Genomic DNA, 11,768 nt, shown 5'->3' on the forward strand with positions numbered 1-11,768 from the left:
CTGCCGTGGTGCGTAGGACCCGCTGAGCATACTGGTCCGATGGCGACACGAGCGGGTATCGATCCGTGGGCATTCTGTGCGACGGACGCAAATTTGCGGACGCCTCCGACACCTGGCGGTCCGGGAAACTGCCCGCCAGGTGGTGACCTCGATCTGCATGTCGGCTGGGATCGTTTCGAGAAGCTCATGCTGGACCTCGTCCAGCGGGTGCTTGGGCTGCGCGGTGTCCGGTTCCGCCGCTACGGGCGGCTTGGCCAGAAGCAGCACGGCATCGATCTGGCCGGCAGAGATCCTGATGGCGCCTACGTGGTGGTGCAGTGCAAGGACTACAAGTCCTTCACGAAGGCCGACCTGCAGAGGGCCGTCGCTGCCTTCACGTCCGGCCGCCGCCCGTTCGACGCGACCCACCTGATTGTGGCGACGTCGGCAAACACCGAGGCGACGCAGGTATTCGACGAATTGTCTACGTTGCAGGGCAGTCATCCCGAACTGGCGCTCGACCTATGGGGCGCCGAGCAGATCAACGATCATCTGCGACGCAATGCTGACGTGGTCGTCCGCTTCTGGACCCGGGAGACCGCAGCCACCTTCTGCACCGCGCCGCTGCCCGGTGTGCCCGCTCCCCCACCGGACCGCCAGCTGCAGGCCGACCGCATCCTCGTCGGTCCTCTGAAGACGCCAGACGTCCTGCTCAAATTGCAGACAGCTGACCGTAAGCGAGATACCGCACCTGATGAGTCCGCCGAGCTCTACCGCGAACTGGCGGAGCAGTTGGAAGCTGCGCGGCATCGAGGGCACGCAGCGGTGCTGCGCGGCCGGCAGACCGGTGCGCTTCGGGATGCCGGCCGGCCGGTGGAAGCTGCTGCGGTGACTGCCCGCTTGGCTGTTGACGCGATCCACCGGGGCGAGCGCGATGAGGCCAGGCGTTTGCATCATGTGCTGACCAAGATCGTCGCCGAAACAGCCAGCGACACTGACTCTGAATCCGTTGAGCCGCATCGGCACGCGGTACTCGTGTCGACGGCCGTGGAGTACGTCGGCGATCCGCTCGGCCGACCCGATCATCTCCTCGACGCACTATCCGACCCGGACGCAGAGACGGTGCCGTACCACGCAGAGCTGGTGCTCATACTTGCCGAAGGAGTCGCGGCCTGCCTTCCTCAGCGACTCCACGACCTTGACGGATTGCTGCGTTCCGCCGTGCAGCGGCTTGGCGCCGACAATCTGAGCGAGTTCGGTGTTCGGCTGCGCCTCGTCGTCGCGGAATACGACCAGGACGAGCGGCGCATCCTGCGAGGAGTCGCTCGCAGACATGAAGTTTCCGGACGCCTGACGGCGCTGATCAGCGCGCGTGAGGCCCGTCGTTGCGCGCAGGAAAGCCAGCTTGACGACGCGGTCGTGCATTGGCGCGACGCCGTGTACTACGGCATCCACGACGGCCTGGCCGAAGACGCTGCGGATTGGTTGTACGCCGTTCGGACCCTTAAGTCCTTACTCGGACTGCCCATCGGCGGAGCCGAAGATGAGCACCACCTCGCGCAAGCGTTACGGCACACGGCTTCGGACCGCCTCCTCGACCGCGCTCGGCACCCCAGCGAGCAAGCACGCGCCGCGGTCCTAGAGAAGCATCCCAACGTGGCGGTGCTGCACGCACGGCAATGGCTCACCGATGCGTTCATCACCGGCAGCTGGGCCAACGAACTGGAGGCCGAGCGCTTCCTCGGTGACCTCTACCGGGACAACACCGAAATCGAGCTCGCCGCTGAACTCCTCGCCAGGTCCGGCAGCACCACGAATCTGGAAGCACTTGCCGAACAGGCCGGCGACCGTCTTATCCCGGTCAGACTCGACCGAGACGAGCCATGGTGGACCACGCATGCGCGGATCGCGCTCGCCATCGCTCAAGCAGACCTCCTGCCCGACGATGCCGCTGCGGCACTCCTCGCAGAACTCACTGACCTCGCGGTCCGCGGACGTGACGGCGAACTCATCGACCGATACGGCGGTGACGGGCTGACCCAGCGGGCCACGAACGGCGCCTGCGCCATCGCCCACCGCTCGACCGCCGCGGACGCGGCGGCCGTGCTCGAACTGCTCGCACAAGACGTGCCACGCGAACCGAACCGATTCAAGAACAGCGACGACGCGCACGCCGCCGCCTGCGTTGAGATCGCTGTCGCCCATCCGAGTCTGGCAGTTCCGGCGCTGACGCGGCTCTTTGACCTCGCTGGCCACGGCGTCAGGAAGGCCATCAACCTCACCATTGACGACCGGACCCTGAATCTAATCAAGGGCAGCGCCGGTTCCAGCGGCCCGATTCTCCCGATCCTCACCAGTCAGCAGCGCGGCGTGCTCAGAACTGCTGCGCTACAACTCGCCGAAGGCCAGCTGCCAATCGTTCATATACTTCGCCACGAACTGGCGCCCGACTGCCCCGCCGCCCAGCAAGCAGCACGCCTGGCACGTGACCGCATCCTGACGCGCCCAGACCCCAACCCTGGGCACACCACATTCGGCTCGATGATCATTACCGACGCCTACCTCGCCGGGCTCCTTGAGCAGCCAGATCGAACAGCATGCCTGGCGAAACTCCTCAATATCGCCGAGGACATCCGCGAGGCGGCAATGAACAGGCAGAACGCCTTGGACGCAGCGGCCAACCTCGTCATCACCGCAGAGCCAGAGGCAAGAGCAAACGCCTTCCAACGCAGCAAGCAGTTCGTCACCGGAGCCCAGGACGGCAGCGCCTACGACGACGAAGTGACCGGACCGGCCCATCCCCTGAGCTTCATCCGGACCTCGCTCGGGACAGCAACCCTGCGCGGACAAGGCCTGCGACTCGCCGGCTGCGCAGCAAGCGATGACAACGACCGCCGATGGGTCCGCGACCAAGCAGTGGTTGCGCTCCGCAGCGACGACGACTTCCTTGTGCAACATGCCGCCCTAGCCCTGGCGGCGATGGAAACCGTCACCTCCGAACTCAACGCAAACCTCCTCGCCGCGCATCGACACGTGAACGTACGGCAGCTCAGCGCACACATGTGCGTTCGACAACCAGAACGCCACCGAGAAACCGCCCTCGGCCTCACCAAAGACCGTGAGCCGCGAGTCCGACGGGTCCTCGCCGAAGCAGCCGCACGAGCCTACGCCCAGAACCCCGCCGGTTTACAAGAACTCATCGAGATCCTTGTAACCGACGCCCGCCACAGCATCCGCACGATTGCTCAACCAAACGTGGCGGCAAGCCGTGAATTTGGTGGCCCGATCCCGACAGGCCGCTGACCGTACGCACTTGCCACACTGCGCAACTCCTGCCGCGATCGAGCATGCCCATCGAGCGCCAATAGCCGTCCTTGTCGACACACCAGCCGACGGAAGGGTCGATGGCAACCAGTCGGCGAGAGCGACAGGATGCTCGGGTGGCTGTGAACTTTGTGTTGACCGAGGCGCGTGATGTGTCGGCAGGTGACCCGCTCGGTCGGAGGTGGGTGGGGTGGGATGCGACTGCCACCGACGATGAGATGTGGGAGATCAATCGCGGTGTGTGGAAGCTCGGGGACAAGGTTGATCGCGAACGATTCGCCACGCTGTCGTACGACGGCCGGGTGCAGGTCGTTGCGGAGATCGACGGCCGCACCCGCCACGACGTTGGCGGCGTGACGAAATGGGCACTGACCGGACATGTACTACGCCCGGGTGACCCAGTCCACGACGCGCTGAAAGGCACGCCCGCGCCCCGGCACCGCAACCCGGTGGGCTACTTCGACACCGCAACGCTCGACTCGATGCCGGCAGCACAGCGAGCCGTTCTCCAGCCACGGAACCCAGCCACGATGATCGCGACGTGGAACCCCAAGAGGTGGAACCCCGACAACTGGGCCGAGGAGGTATACCCCAGCAACGTCGAAACCGTCGGCGCCGGCCGGGTGCTGCGCGGCCGATGGTCCACCGGTAACCGGAAGTCCGACATCGAACCGGGCGACCGGATCTTCTTCCTCCGCCAGGGCATGGAGCCACGCGGCATCGTCGGCAGCGGTACCGCCGCCAGCCGGATCTTCCCAGACGAGCAGTGGGACGACGAACGCGCCGGCAACGACGCCAACTACGTCCTGATCGACTGGGACACGCTCCTGCTGCCAGACGAAGGGCTACCCCACCCGCATCTGATCGCGGCGATACCGGAAGGTGGTGGTTGGGCGCCCCAGGCCAGCGGTTGGATACTGCCGCCGGCTGCCGCGACCAAACTCGAGACGCTCTGGGCGCAGCACCTCGGCCAGCCGCAACCACTCCCCCAGCGCGGCGCATCACGCCAAGGCTGGCAGATGGACCCCGTCCGCCGCCGCAAGGTCGAAGACGCCGCCCAGGACCGGCTGATGACCTACTACCGCGATCTCGGCTGGGACGTCAAAGACGTCCGACACGGCAACCCCTACGACGCCACAGCCACCAAAGATGGCCGCACCCTCTGGCTCGAAGCGAAAGGCACCGAAACCAACGGCACAGCCGTCATCGTCACCCACGGAGAGGTGCAATGGGCCCGAGAACACCCCGGCGACTGCATCCTCGGCATCCTGTCCGACGTCACCTTCCTGCCGGACGGCGAAGTCGAACTAGCCGCCGGAAACTTCCGCATACTCGAGTGGAACCCAGACAACGGGACCCTCACACCACGCAACTTCGACTACACGCCACCGACGACCACCGACACGAGTGACACAGACCTCGCGGGCTAACCCAGTACGAACGTCACGCTCGTTCGCGGGAGATCACCGTACGGGCGTACGTGTCACAGATGTGTCATGACCATCCACAGTGGACTTTGGACGACCCGCAACGGTTAAGGGGCCGCTCCCCAGACGAGCGTCGATAGGTGCGCACCACAAAAGTCCTGCTCAGACTGAATTTCATCCGATCATCACGGCACCTGAACTGGACGGCGCAGACCCGTGCGCTAACGGGTCCGAGCGAGATCAACAGGCCGCCCAGCAGCAATTTTGCCGAAACAGTACGCGCGTACGTGCAAAATCTAGTGTCATGACGCGACCGATACATTGACCGCGGTCAACAAAAAAGGCCAGCTGAGCTGGCCTTTCGCAAAGTCGGGACGGCGTGATTCGAACCCACGACCCCTTGACCCCCAGGGGGGCATCGGACCGGTTCCACTGTGGAGTGTCGGCTCGTATCGGCCGGTGTTCTCACATCCAAGTGACCTGCCCATATTAACACGGCTGCGTGCTGGCCGGTGTTGCGTCATACTTCCGTGTCCGCCTGGAGTTGATCTCCATTGTGAGCCCGTTGTTAGCGCACTCCAATCAAGTACCGTTCGTGATGCTGCGTCCATACCGGCTCTCAACCCGGCCGCCCGCGACGCCGAATGAATTGTCCTGACGGGCGACAAGTGCTCGGCACCGGCCGTCAGGAGGTCGCCCGCCGTGTCGAGGAACTGGACGGCCTCCTCGGGTGCGACCAGGTCGACGATGTGGTCGGCGGCTTGCCGACAGCGCGCCGCGTTGACCCCGGGCGTAATAGCGCATCAACGTTCCTGGATCATGACCGAGCCGCTCATTGGCAACAAATGCCCTCGCACGTTCAAACGGTCCAACGACCCACTGTTCATCCGTGGAGCGGCGCGCCTCCTCGATGTCCACGTCGGCAAGGCGGCCGTAGCAGGGCCGGCCGGCGGTAACCATCATGTGGTCGACGGTGCGGGGCAGGTCCCGGAAGCACCGTTCGAGGAGGCGGGGTCGGTCGCGTTGAAGGCGGCGGTGTGCACTACGTCGAGCTCGGTCGCCGCCGGTGCCAGGCGATCCGGGTCGCGTCCGGTCAGGATGACGTCGGCGCGCCTCGCCGCGGGCTACCCGTGACGTATCTGGATCGGTCGGGTTGGGGGTCATGCTCAGGAAACATCGACTGATCGGGACCTCGTGCAGCCGCGTTGACGGTCTCCCGGGCCCAGCAAGAGGGCTGGCACGGCGAGGTTGAGGCCTTTCCGCACGATGAGCTCGGCCCGAGACAAGCTCGCCCCACGTAGCCGATCGAAGCTTGCCGACTGTCACCACCATGGTGAAGGGTTGTTGCGAGCAGCACCTACGGCCGAGGAAGGATTCTTCCTGGACATGGTCCACTCCGGCACAATCCATGGTCAGTACGCCCACCCGATCGTCGAAGTGCAGGTACGCATCACCGATGCGCTGGCCCAACTTCTCAGCAGACGATCAGAGACGCATGCGGTGGTGCCGCCGGCCTATGTCCGGCGGCACCTCGTGGAACATGCTGCAGCGGGCGGCGTCCTCGACGAGCGGATCCTGACACTGCATTTCCTACCGTACGTGGATGCCCCGAGGCTGCGCGGTCTGGCCCCAACACTGCGTACATCGGCCGGGGCGCAGTTGTGGCAGGCCTGGCGACAGACCGCACACGCGTGGCGATGGAACTCCCCGACAGCCAACCTCGATTCGCTGGCATTCTCGCTGGCGGCATATGTGCCCGGATGGTCCGAGCCAATCAGCGGCACCACCAAGTCGTCGTCGACCATGGTGTGGTTGACGCGCTGGGCCCGTCGACCTCGCCAGTTCGGTGAAATCTTGACTCGGTGCCCCGGCGGTGTGTCGGCGCTATCGGCGTTAATGCTGAACGGGCGGCTGGTCGCGGTGACCGGCGGCTACGACGGCACGGTGCGGGTGTGGGACTTGACCACCGGCGCGGCGGCAAGTGTAGCGTTGACCGGTCATACCGGACGCGTCGGTGCGGTGGCGGCGGTGGTGCGGCCCGACGGACGCCCGGTCGCGGTCACCGGCGATAGTGACGGCACAGTGCGGGTATGGGACCTGGTTGCTGGCACGGCGGTAGGTAAGCCGTTCACCGGCCACACCGGTGGCGTGCTTGCAGCGGCGACGGCGGTGCTGCCGGACGGGCGCCTAGTCGCGGTGATCGGCGGCTTTGACGGCATAGTTCGGGTATGGGACCTGGTTGCTGGCACGGCGGTGGGTGAACCGTTGACCGGCGGTACGGGCGGCGTGTCGGCATTGGCGGCGGTGGTCCTGCCCGATGGACGCACAGTTGTCGTCACCGGCAGCAGCGACGGCACAGTGCGGGTGTGGGACCTGGTCACCGGCCTTGCGGTGGGTGAACCGTTGACTGGCCACACCGGCGGCGTGTGGGCGGTGGCAGCAGTAGTGCTGCCGAACGGGCGCCTGGCCGCGGTCACCGGCTGCGAGGACGGTGCGGTGCGGATGTGGGACCTAACTGCCAGCACGGCGGTGGGTGAACCGTTCACCGGCCACACCGGTGACGTTGGGGCGGTCGCGACGGTGGTACTGCCCGACGGACGTCTGATCGCGGTCACCGGCGGCTTCGACAGAACAGTTCGGGTGTGGAACATGCGCACCGGCGTGCCGGTGGGTGAACCGTTCACCGGGCACACCCGCGGCGTGTGGGCGGTAGCGGCGGCGGTGCTATCCGATGGTCGCCCGGTCGCGGTAAGCGGCAGCAGTGACGGCGAGGTCCGGGTATGGGACCTGACCACCACCGCGGCGGTCGGTGAACCATTCAACGGCCACACCGGCCACGTGCATGCAACGGTGACGACGGTACTGTCGGACGGACGCTCGATCGCGGTCACCGGCGGCAGCGACGGCAGCGTACGAGTATGGGACCTGGACACCGGCACAGCGGTAGGCGAACCGTTCACCGGCCACACTCTTAGCGTGTTTGCGGTAGCGGCGGCGGTACTGTCGGACGGACGCTCGGTCGCGGTCACCGGCGGCAGCGACGGCACAGTACGAGTATGGGACCTGGACACCGGCACAGCGGTAGGCGAACCGTTCACCGGCCACACCGGCGGCGTACTTACGGTAGCGACGGCCATGCTGTCCGATGGTCGCCCGGTCGCGGTCACCGGCGACAGCGACGGCACAGTACGAGTATGGGACCTGGACACCGGCACAGCGGTAGGCGAACCGTTCACCGGGCACACCGGCGGCGTGCTCGCGGTGGCGACGGCGGTACTGTCGGACGGCCGCCTGGTCGCGGTCACTGGCGACAGTGACGGCACAGTACGGATATGGGACCTGACCACCACGGCGGCGGTAGGCGAACCATTGATCGGCCACCCTGGCGTGTCGGCAGTGGCGACGGCAGTGCTGCCGGACGGACGCCCGATCGCGGTCACCGGCGACACTGAGGGCGCAGTGCGGATGTGGGACCTGGACACCGGCACGGCGGTAGATGAACCGTTCACCGGCCACACCGGCGGCGTATTTGCGGTAGCGACGGCGGTGCTACCCGACGGACGCCCGGTCGCGGTCACGAGCAGCAGCGACGGCACGGTGCGGATGTGGGACCTCGTGACACATGCACCGTTAACACACCCGCTGGAATTGCCCGATGCCGTAAGCGGCATAGGTGTAGCTGACGGCCTATCCGGTCCGTGGTTTGTGTTTGCGGGTGTTGGAGTTGCTTGTGTGCGGTTGAACGTCTTCGCCTTACAGAGCCGAGTTTGAAAAGTGACGCATGGTGAGCTGGTTGGGGTGCACGGGGTGGCCAAACATCGGCTGGAACGGCACCTGTTGTTGCGGGACTGGGCGCCGACGTTAGTCGACGGAGTAAGCAGGCAGCAGCGGATCGAGCGCGCCGAGCGGCAGGTCCCGCCCGGCCTCCGACGCGCGCAGCCGCAGCACTCTCGTGCCGTGCTGTCCGGCGGCCGTGACATCCTCATCGGCGAGCCTGTTCTTGCCGATACCGGCCGGCCCGATCAGCAGCGCACCGCCCGGTTTCCGCGCCGGCGCGCGTACGTTCGACGACGGCCCGCTCCGGATCGCGGGCCACGAACGGCCGGCGCATCGCGCAACCTTCCGCCTTATCCCCCGCGGGCCAGATGCCGCACCTGCCCGCCAGCGGCCGGATCAATGTGCAACTCCGCAACAGCAACCCCGTCACCGGCAAGGACCACCAGAGGTCGGTCCCCCTGGTGTATGGCCATAGCCGTCACTGACCAACCCGTCAGCGGCTCACCCATCGCAGTTCCGGTACTCAGGTCCCACACCCGGATCGTGCCGTCGTCACCGCCGGTGATGGCGACGGCGCGTTCGCCACGCAGCACCGCCACCGCCCGCACAGGGCCGTTGTGGCCGGTCAGCGGCGAACCTACCGGTGTGCCTGTGCTCAGGTCCCATACTTGAACTGTGCCGTCATAGTCGCCGGTGACCGCGATGGGGCGCCCGTCAGGCAGTACCACCGTCGTCACCGCCGTCATGCCAGGGGATTGGCGGGTCAGTGGCTCGTCCACGGCGGTACCGGTGCTCAGATCCCACACACGGGTCGTTCCATCGCGCCCGACGGTAACCGCGCCCAACTGGCCGTCGGGCAGCACCGCTGTCGCTACTGCCCAGACGACGCCGTCATGACCGGTCAACGGTCCACTCGCAGCCGTACCGGTACTCAGATTCCACACCCGCACCGTGCCGTCGTAGCTGCCGGTGACCGCTACTGGACGCCCGTCAGGCAGCACCGCCATCGCTACCGCCGTCACGCTGCCAGCGTGTCCGTTCAGCGGCTCGCCTACCGGCGTGCCAGTGCTCAAATCCCACACCCGCACCACGCCGTCGTACCCGCCAGTGACCGCTACTGGACGCCCGTCAGGCAGCACCGCCATCGCCACTGCCCTCACGCTGCCAGCGTGTCCGTTCAGCGGCTCGCCCACCAGCGTGCCAGAGCTCAAATCCCACACCCGCACCACGCCGTCGTACCCGCCAGTGACCGCTACTGGACGCCCGTCAGGCAGCACCCCTGTCGCTGCCGCCGTCACGCTGCCAGCGTGGCCGGCCAGCGGATCAGCCACTGCACCGGTACTCAAATCCCATACCCGCACCGTCTTGTCGTATCCAGCGGTGACCGCAACTGGCCGCCCGTCGGGCAGCGTCATCGTCGCTATCGCCCACATGCCGCCAGCGTGGCCGGTCAACGGATCACCCACCGCCATCTGGGTGCTCAAATCCCATACCCGCACCGTGTCGTCGTACCCCCCGGTCACCGCGACGGACTGTCCGTCGGGCAGTACCGCCGTCGCCACTGCGGTTACGCTGCCCTGGTGGCCGACCAACGGGTCGCCCACTGGCGTGCACGTGCTCAAATCCCACACCCGCACCGTGCCATCGCTGCCGACGGTGACCGCGACCAACTGGCCGTTGGGCAGCACCGCTGTTGTCGCGGCCCAGACGACGCCGTCATGGCCGGTCAACGGTCCACCCATTGCCGTACCGGTGCTCAGATCCCACACCCGCACTGTGCGGTCGTAGCCAACGATGACCGCGATCAGGTGGCCGTTCCGCAGCACGCCCGTCGCCACCGCCCTAACGCCAATGTCTAGGATGGTCAACGGTTGACCCACGGCTGTGCATGTGCTCAGATCCCACAATCGCACCGTGCCGTCAAAGTCGCCGGTGACCGCGACCGCGCTGCCGTCGGCTACCACGGCCGTCGCCACGGCCGTCACGATGCTGTCGTGACCGGTCAGTGGATCACCCACCGCCGTACCGGTGCTCAGATCCCATACCCGCACCGTGCCGTTGTAGCCGCCGGACACCGCAACCGCGCGGCCGTCGGCCAACACCGCCGTCGTCACCACCGCGACACCAGCCTCGTGGCCGGTCAACGGATCACCCACCGCCGTCCCGGTGCTGAGATCCCAGAGCAGCACATCGCCGTCAACGCCGACGACCACTACCGGATGTCCATTTTGCAGCACTGAGGTTGCGACGGTGGTTACGTTGATTCCGCGGGCAAGCACCTCATGGGGGCTGACGCTGCGGGCGGCCCAGCGAATGCGCCAGTTGCCGCCGATGGATTGCGGACGCGGTTGGTTGTTCAGTGCGCTGTAGAGGCTGAGTGCGGCGGCATTCGCGGCGGGTTTGCGCCATTGCCACAAGTGAGTGACTTGCCGGATGGCAGGTAGAAGCGGGTGGGCAGCGTAGTTGGGTGCTGTTTGTGCGGCGGCGCGGAGGCGGGCGGGATCGAGGTAGGGCAGGAACGCGTCGGGGATCGTCCGGGCGGTGAGGACGTCCCCGGCGACAGCGTGTTCGGCGAGGTGGCGTCGGACGTACGGCGGCGGTGCCTGGTTACACGCAAGGGTGGCGGGGACGTCGGCAAGACGGGACAGCTCCCGGGCGATGCGGGCCTCGACGTCGCGCAGTTGCGCTGCTGTGTCAGGGGTGCGATCGGTCATGGTGCCGTCGCGCCGCTGGCCGGCTCAATGTGCAACTCGGCGAGCGTGAGGCCGTCACCGGCGAGGACGACCAGGGGGCGGTGCCCCAGATGCACGGCCAAGGCCCGAGCTGACACACCCGCCAATGGCGCACCCACCGGCGTGCCTGTGTGCAGGTCCCACACCCGCACCACGCCGCCGCGGTCGCCGGTGACCGCGATCGGGCGTCCGTCGGGCAGCACTACCGCCGCCACCGCCGCCACGCCGCTGGTGTGGCCGGTCAGTGGCTCACCGGCTGGCGTGCCGGTGCTCAGGCCCCACACCCGCACCGTGTCGTCGTGGCCGCCGGTGACCGCGATCGGACGCCCATCGGGTAGCACCACCGCTGCCACCGCCCGCACGACACCCCTGTGGCCGGTCAGCGGGGAACCCAGCTGTGTACAGGTGCCCAGATCCCACCGTCGGACCGTGCCGTCGTGGCCGCCGGTGACCGCGATCGGACGCCCATCGGGTAGCACCACCGCTGCCACCGCCCGCACGACACCCCTGTGGCCGGTCAGCGGGGAAC

Annotated in this window: 6 protein-coding genes; 4 read left to right on the forward strand and 2 right to left on the reverse strand. The window is 66.9% G+C overall.

What is annotated here, in order from left to right:
• Positions 1-39 precede the first annotated feature (39 nt).
• The 4 genes from ABZ321_RS55140 to ABZ321_RS55155 all read left to right on the forward strand — a co-directional run bounded on the left by ABZ321_RS55140 (position 40) and on the right by ABZ321_RS55155 (position 8,501).
• Complete coding sequence (locus ABZ321_RS55140; RefSeq protein ID WP_354904588.1) at positions 40-3,282, forward strand: restriction endonuclease; 3,243 nt, start codon at positions 40-42, stop codon at positions 3,280-3,282.
• Positions 3,283-3,419: 137 nt separating this feature from the next.
• The gene (locus tag ABZ321_RS55145) at positions 3,420-4,733 is read left to right on the forward strand and encodes a DUF3883 domain-containing protein (RefSeq protein ID WP_354904590.1); all 1,314 of its coding nucleotides are present in this window, start codon (positions 3,420-3,422) and stop codon (positions 4,731-4,733) included.
• A gap of 816 nt (positions 4,734-5,549) precedes the next feature.
• Entirely contained in the window at positions 5,550-5,864 is a 315-nt protein-coding gene (locus ABZ321_RS55150) for a hypothetical protein (protein WP_354904593.1), read from the forward strand.
• Between the two features lie 252 nt (positions 5,865-6,116).
• On the forward strand, positions 6,117-8,501 hold the full coding sequence (locus ABZ321_RS55155; protein ID WP_354904596.1) for a WD40 repeat domain-containing protein: 2,385 nt from the start codon (positions 6,117-6,119) through the stop codon (positions 8,499-8,501).
• 356 nt (positions 8,502-8,857) lie between these two features.
• Here ABZ321_RS55155 and ABZ321_RS55160 read toward each other — a convergent pair whose 3' ends face one another.
• Both ABZ321_RS55160 and ABZ321_RS55165 read right to left on the reverse strand, forming a co-directional pair.
• A complete protein-coding gene (locus ABZ321_RS55160) occupies positions 8,858-11,221 on the reverse strand; it encodes a WD40 repeat domain-containing protein (protein ID WP_354904598.1) in 2,364 nt (787 codons plus the stop codon).
• A partial coding sequence (locus tag ABZ321_RS55165; protein ID WP_354904601.1) for a WD40 repeat domain-containing protein occupies positions 11,218-11,768 on the reverse strand: 551 nt, incomplete at its 5' end. The genes ABZ321_RS55160 and ABZ321_RS55165, both read right to left, overlap by 4 nt.

It is taken from the genome of Dactylosporangium sp. NPDC006015 (genome assembly GCF_040614215.1).
GTDB classification, from domain to species: domain Bacteria; phylum Actinomycetota; class Actinomycetes; order Mycobacteriales; family Micromonosporaceae; genus Dactylosporangium; species Dactylosporangium maewongense.

Coding starts and splice junctions, on each gene's coding strand:
- ABZ321_RS55140 (WP_354904588.1), top strand. CDS start 40: ATGGCGACACGAGCGGGTATCGATCCGTGGGCATTCTGTGCGACGGAC.
- ABZ321_RS55150 (WP_354904593.1), top strand. CDS start 5,550: ATGACCGAGCCGCTCATTGGCAACAAATGCCCTCGCACGTTCAAACGG.
- ABZ321_RS55155 (WP_354904596.1), top strand. CDS start 6,117: ATGGTCCACTCCGGCACAATCCATGGTCAGTACGCCCACCCGATCGTC.
- ABZ321_RS55160 (WP_354904598.1), bottom strand. CDS start 11,221: ATGACCGATCGCACCCCTGACACAGCAGCGCAACTGCGCGACGTCGAG.